Below are 16,013 nucleotides of genomic sequence, written 5' to 3'. Positions count from 1 at the left end.
GGTTATACAACAGAATAGATTGGCGCATAAAAAGAAGCGCAAAGTTCATCATTTATGGAGGGAGATATGATTAAAGCTGTTCAGGCAGTTGTAGGATTAGGATTGCTTTGTTTTGGCGCAACTCAAGCTGTTGTGGCCGCTACAGACATTTCTAAATTACCACGTGTAAAACAAGAATTGGTTGCTCCACCGAATGTACCTGTACATGACCAGGTGAGCAAAGGACCTAAGATTGTTGAAGTGCACATGGAAACCACAGAAAAACTGGTGGAAGTTGCTCCTGGTGCAAAAGTATGGGGCTTGACTTTCAATGGTAGTATTCCTGGTCCGCTCATCGTAGTACATGAAGGTGACTATGTTGAGTTAACATTATCTAACCCAAAAACCAGTACGTTGGCACATAACGTGGATTTCCACGCAGCAACAGGTGCATTGGGTGGTGCCGGTTTAACGCTGGTACAACCTGGTGAAGAAGTTATTTTGCGTTGGAAAGCAGTTAAACCGGGCGTATTTGTTTACCATTGCGCACCAGGTGGAACCATGATTCCATTCCATGTCATTTCTGGTATGAATGGCGCGATTATGGTATTGCCAAAAGATGGCTTGAAAGATGCAAAAGGCAAACCATATAAATACGATAAAGCTTTCTATATCGGCGAACAAGATTTCTATCTGCCTAAAGATGCTAGCGGCAAGTTCAAATCCTATGGCTCACCAGCTGAAGGTATGGCGGATATGCTGGAAGCTGCCAAAGGACTCGTTCCAACACACGTAGTATTTAATGGTGCTGTTGGTGCAATTACAGGCGACAATGCGCTGAAAGCTAAAGTAGGCGAAAAAGTACTGTTTATTCACTCACAAGCCAACCGTGATTCCCGTCCACACTTGATTGGCGGTCATGCTGATCTGTATTGGGTGGGTGGTTCATTCACCGATGTTCCTCTGACCAGCCAAGAAACCTGGTGGGTTCCAGGCGGTGCAGCAGTTGCTGCCGCATATGAATTCAAACAACCAGGGCTCTATGTATACCTCAGTCATAACCTGATTGAAGCTGTATTGCTGGGTGCTGCGCTTCACATGAATGTTGAAGGCAAATGGGACGATGACATGATGACCCAAGTTAAAGCACCAAAGAGCTTTGATGCAAAAGCTGCAATGGATCACTAAGATTTATAAAATAGTGTAGCTATTGAAGTGATATTAAAAGGCCTCAACCATTGGGTTGAGGCCTTTTGTTTTTGATACTTTCATTACGTATCCGCTAAGGATTATGTCGATTAAATCTCATATTCGTACCGTTCCGCATTATCCACATCAAGGGATTATGTTCCGTGATATAACGACATTGCTGAAGGACCCCATTGGATTACGTATGACAATCCAGGAAATTTCCAAACGATACCAAGATACTGAGCTGAATAAAGTTGTCGGGATCGAGTCGCGCGGTTTTATCATTGGGGCACCTGTGGCGTATCAGTTAAATAAAGGTTTTATTCCCATTCGCAAACAGAATAAATTACCGGCAGAAACAATTGGCCGAGATTATCAATTGGAATATGGCACCGATCGTATCGAAATACATGTAGATGCCATTCAACCGGGCGATCGTGTGCTGCTGATTGATGATTTGATTGCAACAGGCGGGACAGCGGAAGCGGCGGTTAAGCTCATTCATGATATGGGGGGAGAGGTCGTGGAATGTTGCTTTGTGATCGATCTGCCGGATGTAGGGGGGAGGGCGCGCTTGGAGAATTTGGGATGCAAAGTATTTTCGTTGTGTGAATTTGAAGGTGGCTAGTGACCTGTCAGAGGCATTGAATCAACGATTATGCAGGGCCGTTAGTATTTTTTCATGAATACCGCCAAAACTGCCATTGCTCATAATTACAATATGATCGCCGGCCTTGCTAACAAGTAAGATATTTTTGATGAGCAGTTCTAAGTCATCATAACAACTGATTTTCTTGTCCAAGTTATCCAAAGCGGTTTTTGCCCACTGAGCGTCTCGAGTAAAACAGAAAATTTGATCAGCTTCTAGTAAGCTGTCTGCAAGGCTATTTTTCCATACCCCCATTTTCATGGTATTCGAACGAGGCTCAAATACAGCAATGATTCTTTCCTTACCGACATGTGTTCGCAAACCATTTAATGTGGTTTGAATGGCGGTCGGATGATGTGCAAAATCATCATAAACGGTAATACCGTTAACTGCACCACGTTTTTCCATACGACGTTTGACATTTTTAAACCGCGTCAACGCCTCAATTCCAAGCTGAGTCGGTACACCAGCATGCCGCGCAGCGCCGAGTGCGGCCAATGCATTCATGCGATTGTGTTCACCTAATAAATCCCACTGCAAGTCGCCTTGATGGATTTCATTAAAGTAAACATCCATCTCGGTGTTTGTCGGCAATTTTGAATGCCAACCGGTTTCTACCCCAAATTCTTCGACAGGAGTCCAACAGCCTTGTTTTAAAACACGTTTTAAATTCTCATCTTTTCCATTGGATAGGATCAAACCATGGTTAGGGATGATTCGAACAAAGTGGTGAAACTGACGTTCAATGGCTGACAGATCTGGAAAGATATCAGCATGATCAAATTCAAGATTATTTAAGATGGCTGTCCGAGGATGGTAATGAACAAACTTAGAGCGTTTATCAAAGAAGGCGGTGTCATATTCATCAGCTTCAATGACAAAAAAAGGTGAAATGCCCTCAGCGCTTGCTGTGGAATGGCGAGCGGGTAACGACGTGTTGCCAATTCTTGCTGATACGCCAAAATTTTCAGGGATACCGCCAATTAAGAAACCTGGATTTAATCCAGCATAATCGAGAATCCAGGCCAAAATCGAGCTAGTCGTCGTTTTACCGTGTGTACCGGATACTGCCAGTACCCAGCGATTTTTCAGAATATTTTCTGATAGCCATTGTGGCCCAGAAATATAGGGCAAATTTCGATTGAGTATTTCCTCCATCAATGGATTGCCGCGAGTCACAACATTGCCGATTACAAATATATCCGGTTGCAGTTGGATTTGCTCCGAGGAGTAGCCCGATATCAATTCGATACCTTGGGATTCCAGTTGCGTACTCATCGGTGGATAAACACCTTGATCACAACCGGTAACCTTATGCCCGGATTCGCGTGCGATGACTGCGATTCCACCCATGAAGGTGCCACAAATTCCAAGTATATGAATATGCATGATTTACTCTAATAGTTTTTGATGGATTTCTAATATTTCTAATCGAATAACAAATATGACCGGTATTCTTTTAGAATTATAATGGATTAGGCGAGTCCGCATGGGTTGTCACTATTGATTTCTGTAGTTGAATAGACTGGAAGACTGTGTTGTCGATAAATTACTTTATATCTGGATCATTAATTCTTCGTGGAAAATAGCCGCCATGTGAGTCCAAGGTATCGTGGTAGATTTGCGCCGTCGCCTACGGGTTCGCTACATTTTGGTTCATTAGTGGCTGCAGTGGGTAGTTACCTTGATGCCAGATTCAACCACGGTGATTGGTTGGTGAGGATTGAGGATCTCGATCGACAGCGAGAAATGCCTGGTGCAACCAGTAGTATTTTACATACACTTGAAACATTGGGTATGGAATGGGATGGTGATGTGATGTATCAAAGTCAGCGTTCTGAGGTTTACCGGAACGCAGTGGATATGCTGGGTAAGCTAGGATTTATCTACCCCTGCATTTGTTCGCGTAAAGAGATTGCTGATTCCAGCATTATGGGAGTGAGCGGGCCGGTGTATCCTGGAACCTGCCTTAGAAATCCTGCCCCTATCAATAAAGCATATGCGCTCCGTGTTCGCACCGGGAATGATGTCATAGAATTCAATGATAGGTTGAGAGGATTGTATTCTCAACGATTGAGGGATGATATTGGTGATTTTGTCTTGCGCCGAGCTGATAGCATGTACGCATATCAATTGGCAGTGGTCGTAGACGATGCTGAACAACAAATAACGCATATCGTACGTGGTATGGATTTGTTGGACTCTACGCCACGTCAGATATTGCTACAGCGGTTGCTGGGGTATGCGACGCCAAGCTATTTGCATTTGCCCGTTGTTACCAATGCGCTGGGTGAAAAGCTCAGTAAACAAACCCACGCTGCGCCAATCGATGTATCTAATGCACTTATGCAATTGGTGAATGCGCTACATTTTTTAGGTCAGGAGCCACCATTAGAGATGATAGAAGGTGACATTGCTTCCTTCTGGCACTGGGCTCAGGAAAACTGGCGAGTCGATCAAATTCCTCACTAACTGCTATCAGTAATGTGAGGGAATTCCGAGTGATATAGTAATGAAAACGAGACTGTAACTATGCGAGGTTGTGTTAGGCTAGTAGAGAGAAGGGATCAATATTCTTCGAACACAGTGAGTAAGGAGTCAATGTGGCTTTTTTGCCGTTTTATATATCGAAACATAAGCGATTGAAAGTAGTAATAGTAGGCGGCGGGTATGCCGGTATTGCCGCATTAACGACCTTGTTGCGCTATGCGCCTGATACGGATATCACCATTATTGATCCCAGGGAACAGCATGTAAAAATTACGCATCTACATGAAACATTCCGGTATCCCTTGACAGATTTGCTGGTGCCCTTTGCCGATATAGCAAATCGCTATGGTTGTCGGTACATATCCGCTTCAGTATGCGTTGATCAAGACGAGCTTCGGAGATGTCAGGAAGAAAAGCAGTTGATCCTGGATAACGAAGTCTTGCGTTTTGATTATCTGTTCATTGCTTCCGGTTGTGCAAGTAGGGACGCAGATCCTACAGACAATGTGCTGGATCTGCAGGATTTCACCACTGTCGCCGGTTCTGAGTTGCTGACAAAATGGCTCGGCAAACATAATCAGTCCGAGCAATCGATCTCTGTTGTGGGTGGAGGAGCTACAGGCATACAGTTTTTGTTTGAAATCAAACAATTTCTCCATCGAATCAAAAGCAATGCTGAGTTACGATTGATTCATTCGGGTGAGCATGTGCTGGAGCAATTTCCCCATGGGTTTAGTACTTATGTGCAATCTCGTATGCATGATATGGATATCGCTTTTTATCCGAATACCTACTATCGTGGACAACAGTCCAACAAGGTTTTGTTAGCAGAGAAACAAACGGAAAAACAATTTGAACTGCCTTCCAGTTTATCCATTTTGCTTTTAGGCAAGAAAACACAAAATATTTTTACTGCTAACGCCTTTGGGCAAGTTATTGTAGATAAGTCACCGTTATCCAATATTTTTGTGGCTGGCGATTGTTCTTATTATCAATCCTTAGGCTCTAATACATTAACAGCGCAATCTGCTGTCCGCAAAGGTAAATTAGTCGCACGCAATATATTGCGACATTCAGGCTTCCCCGGATTGCTTGAGCCATACCTTCATCATGACTTAGGTTATGTAGTGAGCTTGGGGCCAGCGGATGCTGTGGGCTGGCTGGGTTCTGAAGGCAATTTAATAACCGGTGTGCCGGCGTTGGCAATTAAAGAGCTCGTTGAAGCACAATATGATTTATTATTGGTAGGAATCGATACTTACCTGGTTTAACAAACGCTACGCAGGAGACATGATTATGCTTGGTTTGTTCAAAGACAGTCCCGTAATGGGTAAGGCCAGCGCAATAATCCAGAGTCCAAACGACAAGCTTTTCAATTTTATCGGAATTGATCTGCTGGTTAACTATCCGAGATGGTCACCAGAAGTCAAGGATCTGGAGAAGCTCACCGATGGCCCTATAAGACAAGGAGTGATCTGTCGTCAAGTGCGCATCGATCAAGGTAATCGGTCCGAATCAACATTTAAGATCAAGATCTTCGATGCAGGGATGCGCATTTGTTTTGAAGGTGTTTCCAATCCTTATCGATGTGATTACATGATTGAGTCCATTAATTCTGCGGATAGCCGACTGACTTTTATTTTTGAATTATTAAGCCTCGATTTACATGTGAGACCATTTGAGAAACTGGTACGAATCGCTGTGCAAGATGGGACCGAGAGAACAGTAAGAAATATCAAAAAATTAATTGAAGCAGAGCAAGTTGACTTGAAGTAATGGAACCACATGTGCCCGCGTTCTTTTTTTATTTAGCTGGTAATTGATTAACCTGGAGAGAAAATCATGGATTTTATCGTTGAAAAAGACCCTGGATTAATTCCGCAAGTATTGTCCAAGATTCTTGATTCATGCGTAAATGGGGTGTCACTAGCTGATCCTGATCAAGAAGATATGCCACTGGTCTATGTTAACAAAGCTTTTGAAACCATAACCGGTTATACGCTGGCGGAAACGGTGGGTAGGAATTGTCGCTTTTTGCAGGGAAAGGAACGCGATCAAACGGCAGCTAGTCAATTACGGGAAGCAATCAAGAATAAGGAGTCCGTTGAAGTGACATTACGTAATTATCGTAAGAGTGGTGAATTGTTTTACAACCATCTCGTAATGTCACCGCTGTTTGATTCTAAAGGAAATTTGCTGTATTTCCTGGGCGTTCAATTGGATGTTACGCCACGCATTCGCGCAGAAGCGGAAATCAAGGAACTGAAAGAACAATTAGCAAAGCTTAAGAAATGAGGGCGCTTTGTTTCTGAATCGTATAAATGTACTGGCTCAGAGCAAAATTTCCATTAAGGTATTCCATAAATCCTCGAATGCTTCGGGTGGCATATCGGGGTGGCGAACAATATTATGTGCGCTTTTCCCATTAACCCTTCTTCTGAGAATCCACTGGCTCCTATGAATGCCTGGCTGACATAGGTTAATCTTTCCTTGGAGTCGTTGTCGATAATAATCAATGAGATATCCTATTCTTTTATGATTTTGTTACAGTAAGATAGGGTTTAACGGCATAAGAATAAATATATCGTGCCGGTAATCTCCTGTTTTGCATTCAGCATTGGTTTATTATGAGCGCAATAACTGTCTGATAATTAATGTATAACATAGTAATTGCAGTCTTATGAAGACATAATGCTGCTTTTTTGTATCTTGTTTGAACTAAAAAATAAGATGTGTATTTATTTTTCATTTATAACGGATAGGTGAAAAATTTGTTTTGGAGCCAGCAACTGCATTTACATATACGCTCGATACAGATTGATATATTTTTCGGATACTGATGAATTAAATCGAATAGGTGCTGAGGTTGAATGATTCATTGATGATAGTCAGAAATAGCCGGTCTTGATTGAATAAAAGAAGTAGCAAATAGTAAGAATGTTCCTATGGTCTTTGGATTTCCAGCCAGATACTATGAAACGTTATTTATATTAGCTGCTCGATAATTAGGAATATGTCCTTGATACCAGTGTAAAGATAAGAAACAGATGCATAAACAAGATCCTGGGTTGGCACAAAATGAGTTTACGTAAAGAATGTGGTTATGGTAAGCATCCGTTATTCAATCAAATTTTTCATTCAATGATGAATCAATTTGACGATTTCAAAGGAAAATCAACACCTAAAACTACAGCGTATAAAACTCAATGTATTCCCAATTCATTTCTTGATAAGAATAATCTTACGCACATGAATAAGGCCGAGAGCCAGGATAACTGGGTTAAGTTGGCGTATTTGTATGAAATTTCCCGAGCAATATGAATGACAGAATGTGCGAACAGGTGTGCTTTTTCTATGAAGATATCAATCTTATCAAATGGTCAAACAACGAGGATTCTATATTTCTACGAAATATAGCGAATGATATTGGATTATGGCTAGAGCAAAAGAACTCTATGGTGTGCAAGCAGTTCTCTTGAATGAAGTCCAATTGATTGAAAGCGCACTCAATGAGCATGTAAGCATAGCGATTACAGACAAGAGTGGCAGAATCAAATACGTCAATGAAAAATTTTGCGCAACCCCTAAATATTCGGCGGAAGAATTGTTAGAAGAAGGTCACCGCATTGTTAATTCCGGTTTTCATTCTAAAGAATTTATGCGTGTTTTATGGGACACTCTCACGGCAGGAAAAATTTGGAAGAAATGGTTTAAGAATCGGACGAGAGAAGGTACTTTTTATTGGATAGACGCGACCATTATTCCACTGCGCGATCGCGCGGAATCTCCCTATCAGTATGTTGCACTCTGGATCGATGTCACAGGATTAAGCAATTAGAGGGAAAAATGGAAGGCAAATCAAAGAATTGGCTCGCTCTAATGATGAGCTCGAGCAATTTGCTTATGTCGTGACGCATGATTTAAAGGAGTCGCTTTCGGCTATTAATAGTTTCGTCCAACTACTGAAGAAATACTGCGATCACCAATTAGATGACCGTGCTGACGAGCTGATTTTGCATGTGATAACAGGAATAAGTCGCATGCAGATGCTGACTGATGATTTATTAACCTATACGCAAGTTAATGCAAATCAAACCTTCACGGAAGTTGATTGTGAGAGATTGTTAGGTAATGTATTGACAGACTTATCGATCATCGTCAGCGAATGTAATGCGATAATTACACATGATCGACTTTCTGTAGCTAGAGGCACTCCTTTTCAATTTATTCAGTTGCTTACTAACTTAATCAACGATGCACTTAAATTCCAAAGAGCGCAGCCATCTAAAATTCATATTGGAGTAAAAGAAAGTTTTTGTGAATGGATTCTTTCGGTAACTGATAACGGAATTGGCATAGGGGAACAATATCTAGAACGTATTTTTCGGGTGTCTCAGCGATTACATAGCCGTAGGGAATATGCCGGTACGGGTATCGGCTTAGCAATTTGCAAGAAAGTCGTGGAGTATCACGGTGGAAGAATATGGATCCAATCCGAACCGAATGTTGGTTCAGCCGCTTATTTTACAATTCCGAAATTTAATTGATCACTCACATGCGTTATAAAAAACACTCGCCCAAATGTGATTCTGATGATCAATGATAATCCGACTGATGTTTTATTGATTAAGGAAGCCTTTGCATTTTGTGAGGGAATTTATGAGATTTATGTAGCTAAAGATGGGGTACATGCCATAGAATTTCAAAAGCAACAAGGACAATGTTGTGAAGCACTCCGCCCGGATATCGTCTTGTTGGATTTGAATATGCCCAGAAAGAATGGATTCAAGGTGTTGACTGAAATAAAAGCAGATTCTGATTTTAGAAGTACTCCTACTTTGATCTATACTTCTTTTGTAGTAAGAGAAGATATCAGGATTGCTTATAGTAATTACGCGAATGGTTATGTCAGGAAATCGATGGATTTTGATGAATGTATTAAGATAGCAAAATCAATTAAATATTTCTGGTTTTCTGCTTCAATATTGTACGAACCATAATTTGTCATGACGATGCCCAAGATTAATATTTTGTTAATTGAAGATAATGAAACTGATGCATTCCTGGTGCAAAGTGATTTACAGCGGGCCATGGGTGATCAAATCAGCTTGGTTCACGCAGAGCGATTAAGTTCCGCGCTTGAATTACTTCAACAACACTCATTTGATTTAATTTTGTCAGATCTTACTTTACCCGACAGCGACGGCATTACGACGATTAATCGATTGCGAGAAAGTGCTGGGGATATACCCATTGCAGTATTGTCTTTTAGAGATGATGAGAAACTTGCAATAAAAATAATAAAAGCGGGCGCGCAAGATTATCTTGTGAAAGGGAGTCTGACTGAGGGTGTTTTGGCACGTGTTATCCGTTATTCAATAGAGAGAAAGCGCATAGAAGAAAGTAATAGAAAAGCGCAAAAGCGGTTTCAAACTATCTTTGAGAAAGCACCCCTGGGTATTGCGCTGATCAATTTACAAACTGGAAAATATTACGATGTAAACCCAAAGTATGCATCCATTGCGGGCAGAAGTGTGAATGAGCTTCTGAGTATCAATCAATCCGATATCATTCATCCGGATGATTTGCCATTTTACAAGGATGACATAGCGCACATTATCAATCAGCAGTTGCATGACTCTAAAATAATAAAAAGAATCTTGCGCCAAGATATTTCTGTTATCTGGATTGAAATGTCGATCGTACTATTTGAAATGGTTGGAAACTTGGAAGTATGTTATTTATGTATGATTGAAGATATCACTGAACGGAGAAGGATGATCGAGAATCTACGTCATTTAACAACCCACCTGCAAGATATTAGAGAAGAAGAAAGAACTCGGATAGGCCGTGAAATTCATGATGTGCTGGGAGGAACGTTGACTGTCTTGAAAATGGATTTGGATTGGCTCTCAAAGAAAATAAATACTGAACCAATGCATGAAAGAATTGTGTCACTTTATCAATTAACCGGAGAAGCAATTGAAACTGCACGCAGGGTTTCGGTTAATTTGCGACCCAACGTACTGGATCACTTAGGGTTATACGGCGCCATTGAATGGTTGGTACGTGAATTTGAACAGCGGACAAATATTAAATGTTCGCTTGAATCGACCATACCAAATGTATCGTGTATCAACAAGCATCATGAGACCAGTATTTTTAGAATTGTTCAGGAAGCATTTATCAACATAGCACGACACGCCAAAGCGACAAAAGTGGATATTGAGCTTCTTGAAGATCAGGATGGTTTGGTAATTACCATTAAAGATAATGGCATAGGCATCACTGAATCACAATTGCTGAATCCTGGATCTTTTGGAATAATTGGCATGAATGAAAGAGTGCAACAATTAGGTGGAAAACTAGAAATAGTCGGTTCACCTTTGGAAGGAAGTATGGTAACACTGAGAATACCTGTGGCGACTATTGGACTATTTGAGGAGTCAATCAATGATTAAAGTTCTGGTTGCAGATGATCATGCTTTATTTCGTGATGGACTGAGAAGGATATTTAGTGAAACAGAAGATATTGAAGTTGTTGCAGAAGCGGTTGATGGTAAGGATATTTTAAAGAAAGCCCGAGAATGCGAATGGGACATCATTTTGCTGGATATTAATCTACCGGATATCAATGGGTTGGATATCTTAAAAAGAATCTTATCGGCAAATACTGCCGCGCGTATTCTGGTGTTGAGTATGTATCCCGAAGAAGAATATGCGATTAGAGCCATTCGTTCAGGTGCTTCAGGCTATTTAACTAAAGATAGTCCAACGGATCAACTGATTAATGTGATTCGGCGTCTCGCTAGAGGTGGTAAATACGTAAACCCTGAGTTGGCGGAAAAACTTCTGTTTAATCCAGTGCTGGATTCGGCAGCATTAACACATACTACTTTCTCGGATAGAGAACTCCATGTTTTTAAACTGATTGTATCAGGAGAATCTTTGACAGCCATAGCCAATAAATTATCACTCAGTGTCAAAACGGTGAGTACTTATCGGTCTCGAATTCTGGAAAAAATGAATATGAAAAATAATGCGCAATTAGTTCGTTATGCTATCCAGCATCGGTTAGTCGAGTAGCCAACTTGTAAAACATTAAGCTTTTCTGGCAAATGCTCTGAGTATCACGTGCTTGAGTATCGCTAATTTGCCATGGAAGAAATGTTCGGCACCTGGTATAAAAACAATCGGTTGTGAGGTGGGTGCTGCCCATGCGAGGACTGCATCCGGCAATACGATATTATCGTTATCACCTTGTATGATCAAAGCGCATTGCGTGGTTTCCGGCACGGCCGGTGCGTTCAAATTAACCACCGATGGCGCAACCAAAATGAGAAATTCGGGGTTAAGCTTTTCCGCAACGTGCAATTGAATTGCGCCGCCGAATGAGAATCCTGCCAGAAGTAGCGGCACATCGGTTACATGATTGCTGAATTGGCTGCGAATTGTCTGAGTAACTGCGATCACATCGTCTATCTCGCCGTTGCCATGATCAAATGCACCTTCGCTCTGACCTACACCACGGAAATTAAATTTCACCGTGATAAATTGGAGTTCCAGCAAGGTATTGAATAGCGTATGCACTACCTTATTCTCCATGGTTCCACCGTGCAGAGGGTGTGGATGGGCAATGATGGCGATACCCTGCGGGGTTGATCCGGGCTCTCCCAAAATAGTTTCGAGTTTACCTGAGGGGCCGTCAATGAAGAATTTTTGAATGACAGCAGAATTCATGTGCTCGCCTTAGAAGTTCATCAAATCAGATCCGGTTTTAAATTTTCAGGCGCTCAACGATATTTCCCTTGACCAAGTGTTCATCGATGATTTCGTCGATGTCTTCCTTATCGATATAGGTATACCAAGTTTCCTCGGGATAAATAACGATGATCGGACCTTCGTCGCAGCGATCAAGGCAGCCTGCATTATTGATACGAATTTTTTTCTTGCCATTCAGTTTTAACGATTTAATACGCTGCTTGGCATAATCCCGCAGATCCTGTGCGCAAAAATTATTGCAACATTTGGCATCGCCTTCGCGCTGATTGGTACAGAAGAAAACATGATATTGATAATAGCTCATAGAAGTATCATAGAAAAAATATTGATATATCGATAGTTTAGCGCAATTTGATTTCTATCCACATGCGACTGAGTATGCAGCGTGTGTATGATTCAAGTCAGTGATAATAAATCGTTTGAATAACTATGCACCACCCATAAATCGCCAATGGCGATTACTTGTATTACTAAAAGCCGCCCAATAAGGCTGTGATGGAAACGACTTCGGCAGACTGGAAAATAATTATCTCATTTTTTCGATTAAACGCTCATACGGTGTTTTCCCTCCCAAGCCTCCCACTCGGCCAGTTTGATGTGCAGATCAACATCATCTGTATAAGTCAATAGTTGGTAAAACTTCCGCTGATCAGTGCCATGCGAGCGTTCTACCTGCCATTTAGTCGAGGCGTTCTAGGTTTGATGTAAGCATGTCGTACCCCCGTCTTCCAGATGTCAATAGCTTTTGTGCCATTCAATCCAGGCGTACTTCAGACTGATTCCTGCGCAAAGTACGCCGTTGAAGATTCAACCGGTCATTGTAACACTACCGAAATATGTGGTACCGAGCGTGATGGGGTACATCAAGGGGAAGAGCGCGATTGCGATAGCGAGGCGATTCGGAGGCCGAGTAAAGAATTTTACTGGCGAGGTTTTCTGGGCTCGAGGGTATTTTGTTTCGATAGCCGGGCTTGATGTAGGGATAGTCAGGGGGTATATCCGCAACCAAGAGCATGAGGGTGACTACGACCAAATGAAATTGGACGGGACGTCTAGCCCGCCTTGGACGGCTCATGATTTGGGGCGCCTTCGAGGCGCTCACCCAATAAGCCTCGGGTTTTGCCGGAAGTAATTTAATTTAGAAATTTATATTCAATTTAGTTGATATAGATCAATACATTTATTTTCTTAATGTGATTAAGGTTTATAGGAATATAAACCTAAATTGACAGATTGTTCTGGCAAAGCTTTAAGAGAATTAAGCCGCTATATTCTGTTGCTTGCAAGACTTTATAAACTAAAGATGGATGAGAATCATGAGAGTAAATTTGCCAGTTTCAAATATAGAATACCCGATCGGGGATGATACGTTAATTCTATCCACCACGGATACAAAGGGTCTCTTGACTTATGTGAATCCAACTTTTGTTGAGGTAAGTGGTTTCTCAGAAGATGAATTGCTGGGAAAGGCACATAACATAGTACGTCACCCCGATATGCCACCCGAAGCATTTAGCGATTTATGGAAAACACTTCAAGCAGGTAAACCTTGGACTGGACTGGTTAAAAATCGCCGCAAGAATGGTGATTATTACTGGGTATTAGGTAATGCCATACCTCTAATTGAGAATGGAACTATTGTTGGATATTTATCGGTACGTACAAAACCTTCACGTCAACAAATTGAGCAAGTAACGCCCATATATCGTCAGATTCTTGATGGTAAGGCTAAAAATCTCAAGATAGAAAATGGTGACATTGTTCGAACTGATTTTATTGGTAAAGTTGCTTCATTCTTTCAAGTGACGTTGGGAAAGCGCATCGCTTTTTATTTATCTTTACCAACATTGTTATTAGCAAGCGCTGCAGCTGCCGGTTGGTTGGGTTTAACTCAAACCGAAGTAGCTCCATGGTTAAGTAATTTTATTGGAGTTACCTCTGTCAGTGGTGTTTTGTTAATGTGTGTATGCGGGTTTCTGATAAGACAGAATACGTTGAAACCTTTAAACAAAGCTATCAATATGGCAAACACACTCGCAGCCGGTGATTTACAAACTAAATTCACAAATGAGTATTCCGATGAGTTCGGAGTTTTGATGAAATCACTTACTCAAATGAGCATCAATCTAAGAGCAACTGTTTCAGATGTTCGCAATGGCGCTGAAGCAGTACGTCAAGCATCCAGTGAAATAGCCAGTGGTAATCTGGATTTATCACAGCGCACAGAAGAACAAGCTTCATCACTTGAAGAAACCGCATCTAGCATGGAAGAACTAACTTCCACAGTGAAACAAAATGCTGATAGTGCAAGACAAGCGGATCAACTCTCAGCAGATGCAAGTGTTATTGCAATGAAGGGAGGTGATTTGATGCAAGATGTAGTTAACACCATGTCTTTGATCAGCGATAGTTCAAATAAAATTGCAAGCATTATCAGTGTTATTGACGGTATCGCTTTTCAAACTAACATACTTGCATTAAATGCGGCTGTGGAAGCAGCTCGGGCTGGAGAGCAGGGTCGAGGATTTGCGGTTGTTGCGACTGAAGTTCGGAATCTTGCCCAACGAAGTGCAGCCGCTGCTAAAGAAATAAAAACCTTGATTGATGATTCAGCAGAAAAAGTTGAAAATGGAACCAAATTGATAAGCGAAGCAGGAAAAACGATGGGAGAGATAGTTACTTCAATTAGACGTGTTGCTGAAATCATGTCAGAAATTACAGCTGCGTCTCAAGAACAGAGCTCCGGTATTGAGCAAATCAATCAAGCAGTCGTTCAAATGGATGATGTAACGCAGCAGAATGCTGCTCTGGTAGAAGAAGCTGCAGCATCTGCGGAATCACTGGAAAATCAAGCCAAGGATTTGGCAGGTGCAATTTCAATCTTTAAGGTGGGCCAACAGCTTACTACTGGAAACACAGCAAGAACTCATAATTCATTGATTGCTAGAACATCTAGTCCAACGAAAAATAATTTAATTTCTATGGAAAGGAATCAGCATCGGGCTATGAACAAGAGAATTGTTAACGATAGAAGTGGAGACTGGCATGAATTCTAGTATTGGTGCTTGAGCGAGTTTGGAGTTTCTCAAGAAATCGCTAATTGAATTGTGATATCAGGATCACTGTTGTCCCGTTAACGAGCAAGTGCTGCGGCCCGATTCAGGTCTAATTGGTATAATAAGTTTTCGCATAACTTGTTGAACCAGATAGGAGAATCAGGCCATGTGTCATTGTAATATAATCTTTTTCCAAATACTAAAACTTGTGCCGAGACATGAATTTGAGATGCTTGCAAAGCAGCATCATTCAGGTGTACTAGCTCAGACGACCTGTTGAAAAACCCCTAAAACTACTTTGATTTGATTATAAAATAGGGCTTCACTATCGACCACCGATAAAAATCAATGCAAGGCAAACAAACGCATCAACGGGAATTATTCACGACGTTAGATCTAGAAAGCTTTATTCCTAAGGATCATCTATTAAGGGAGGTCGATAAGCTACTAGATTTGGACTTTTTGTATGACCTGACAGAAGGACTCTAGTGTATGGACAATGGACGAGCGTCCATCGATCCGGTATTGTTTTTTCGGATGCAATTGATCAGTTATCTGTTTGGGATTGAGTCTGACCGTCAGCTTTGCCGTGATATTCACCTGAATTTAGCATATCGCTGGTTTTGTCGGCTTCCCCTCTACCAATCTGTACCTCATCAGAAACGCTCGACCGGAGAATTATCCCAACAGTTTCCCTTTCTGCTCATTGAGCAAACCATGCCATGCCGTTTAAGCAATTGCTGATATGCATGGCTGGCATACTGACTGCCGCGGATGCCCTTCTAAATGTCAAGCGGCAATCTGTGCGCTATTGATTAAATTATTTCTTTTTCTCAAAGTGTAATATACCTCTCTAGCGATATAAC

General features: G+C 41.5%; 17 protein-coding genes and 3 pseudogenes. 16 read left to right on the top strand and 4 right to left on the bottom strand.

The genetic code is table 11. The annotated features are described in order from the left end of the window. The first annotated feature begins 66 nt into the window (after positions 1–66). On the top strand, positions 67–1,167 hold the full coding sequence (gene nirK, locus C8R34_RS10075; protein ID WP_110340319.1) for a copper-containing nitrite reductase: 1,101 nt from the start codon (positions 67–69) through the stop codon (positions 1,165–1,167). Between the two features lie 103 nt (positions 1,168–1,270). After that, positions 1,271–1,798 carry an adenine phosphoribosyltransferase gene (locus C8R34_RS10070; RefSeq protein WP_110340317.1) on the top strand — a complete coding sequence of 176 codons (528 nt, stop codon included), beginning with the start codon at positions 1,271–1,273 and terminating at the stop codon, positions 1,796–1,798. A gap of 21 nt (positions 1,799–1,819) precedes the next feature. Here C8R34_RS10070 and mpl read toward each other — a convergent pair whose 3' ends face one another. After that, a complete protein-coding gene (mpl, locus tag C8R34_RS10065) occupies positions 1,820–3,208 on the bottom strand; it encodes a UDP-N-acetylmuramate:L-alanyl-gamma-D-glutamyl-meso-diaminopimelate ligase (RefSeq protein ID WP_110340315.1) in 1,389 nt (462 codons plus the stop codon). Positions 3,209–3,397: 189 nt separating this feature from the next. Between mpl and gluQRS the strand changes: the two genes are divergently transcribed. The 10 genes from gluQRS (at position 3,398) to C8R34_RS10015 (ending at position 11,395) form a co-directional block, all read left to right on the top strand. After that, on the top strand, positions 3,398–4,291 hold the full coding sequence (gene gluQRS, locus C8R34_RS10060) for a tRNA glutamyl-Q(34) synthetase GluQRS (protein ID WP_110340313.1): 894 nt from the start codon (positions 3,398–3,400) through the stop codon (positions 4,289–4,291). A 131-nt stretch (positions 4,292–4,422) separates the two neighbouring features. Continuing rightward, positions 4,423–5,580: an NAD(P)/FAD-dependent oxidoreductase gene (locus tag C8R34_RS10055; RefSeq protein WP_110340311.1), complete on the top strand. Its 1,158-nt coding sequence runs from the start codon at positions 4,423–4,425 to the stop codon at positions 5,578–5,580. Positions 5,581–5,605: 25 nt separating this feature from the next. Then, complete coding sequence (locus C8R34_RS10050) at positions 5,606–6,085, top strand: polyketide cyclase (RefSeq protein ID WP_110340309.1); 480 nt, start codon at positions 5,606–5,608, stop codon at positions 6,083–6,085. A 66-nt stretch (positions 6,086–6,151) separates the two neighbouring features. Continuing rightward, entirely contained in the window at positions 6,152–6,604 is a 453-nt protein-coding gene (locus tag C8R34_RS10045; RefSeq protein ID WP_110340307.1) for a PAS domain-containing protein, read from the top strand. 783 nt (positions 6,605–7,387) lie between these two features. Further along, entirely contained in the window at positions 7,388–7,630 is a 243-nt protein-coding gene (locus C8R34_RS10040; RefSeq protein ID WP_110340305.1) for a hypothetical protein, read from the top strand. 112 nt (positions 7,631–7,742) lie between these two features. Beyond that, a complete protein-coding gene (locus tag C8R34_RS10035; protein WP_110340303.1) occupies positions 7,743–8,147 on the top strand; it encodes a PAS domain-containing protein in 405 nt (134 codons plus the stop codon). A gap of 28 nt (positions 8,148–8,175) precedes the next feature. Then, on the top strand, positions 8,176–8,856 hold the full coding sequence (locus C8R34_RS10030) for an ATP-binding protein (protein ID WP_110340301.1): 681 nt from the start codon (positions 8,176–8,178) through the stop codon (positions 8,854–8,856). 45 nt (positions 8,857–8,901) lie between these two features. Beyond that, positions 8,902–9,309, top strand: a complete 408-nt coding sequence (locus C8R34_RS10025) for a response regulator (protein ID WP_110340299.1) — start codon at positions 8,902–8,904, stop codon at positions 9,307–9,309. A gap of 30 nt (positions 9,310–9,339) precedes the next feature. Beyond that, positions 9,340–10,770: a response regulator gene (locus C8R34_RS10020; RefSeq protein WP_258364453.1), complete on the top strand. Its 1,431-nt coding sequence runs from the start codon at positions 9,340–9,342 to the stop codon at positions 10,768–10,770. Continuing rightward, positions 10,763–11,395 (top strand): response regulator transcription factor, encoded by a 633-nt coding sequence (locus C8R34_RS10015; protein ID WP_110340295.1) that lies wholly within the window; start codon positions 10,763–10,765, stop codon positions 11,393–11,395. The genes C8R34_RS10020 and C8R34_RS10015 overlap by 8 nt, the downstream gene beginning before the upstream one ends. 15 nt (positions 11,396–11,410) lie before the next feature. Here the strand turns inward: C8R34_RS10015 and C8R34_RS10010 are convergent, their stop codons facing one another. The 3 genes and pseudogenes from C8R34_RS10010 to C8R34_RS17055 all read right to left on the bottom strand — a co-directional run. Next, a complete protein-coding gene (locus C8R34_RS10010) occupies positions 11,411–12,049 on the bottom strand; it encodes an alpha/beta hydrolase (protein WP_110340293.1) in 639 nt (212 codons plus the stop codon). 37 nt (positions 12,050–12,086) lie between these two features. Next, complete coding sequence (locus C8R34_RS10005; protein WP_110340291.1) at positions 12,087–12,395, bottom strand: ferredoxin; 309 nt, start codon at positions 12,393–12,395, stop codon at positions 12,087–12,089. Between the two features lie 222 nt (positions 12,396–12,617). Beyond that, a pseudogene (locus C8R34_RS17055) lies at positions 12,618–12,813 on the bottom strand (integrase core domain-containing protein); the annotation flags it as partial. A 107-nt stretch (positions 12,814–12,920) separates the two neighbouring features. On the opposite strand from C8R34_RS17055, the pseudogene C8R34_RS09995 reads away from it, so the two are divergent. The 4 genes and pseudogenes from C8R34_RS09995 to C8R34_RS17280 form a co-directional block, all read left to right on the top strand. Next, a pseudogene (locus tag C8R34_RS09995) lies at positions 12,921–13,133 on the top strand (transposase); the annotation flags it as partial. Between the two features lie 274 nt (positions 13,134–13,407). Beyond that, positions 13,408–15,147, top strand: coding sequence for a PAS domain-containing methyl-accepting chemotaxis protein (locus tag C8R34_RS09990; protein WP_110340289.1), 1,740 nt, complete (start codon positions 13,408–13,410; stop codon positions 15,145–15,147). 166 nt (positions 15,148–15,313) lie between these two features. Further along, positions 15,314–15,427: a DUF4372 domain-containing protein gene (locus C8R34_RS17375; protein ID WP_207896464.1), complete on the top strand. Its 114-nt coding sequence runs from the start codon at positions 15,314–15,316 to the stop codon at positions 15,425–15,427. Positions 15,428–15,639: 212 nt separating this feature from the next. After that, positions 15,640–15,747, top strand: a pseudogene (locus C8R34_RS17280) (transposase); the annotation flags it as partial. Positions 15,748–16,013 lie beyond the last annotated feature (266 nt).

Source organism: Nitrosomonas sp. Nm84 (assembly GCF_003201565.1).
In the GTDB taxonomy this organism is placed as follows: domain Bacteria; phylum Pseudomonadota; class Gammaproteobacteria; order Burkholderiales; family Nitrosomonadaceae; genus Nitrosomonas.
This window is presented reverse-complemented; position numbering and strand designations above follow the sequence as displayed.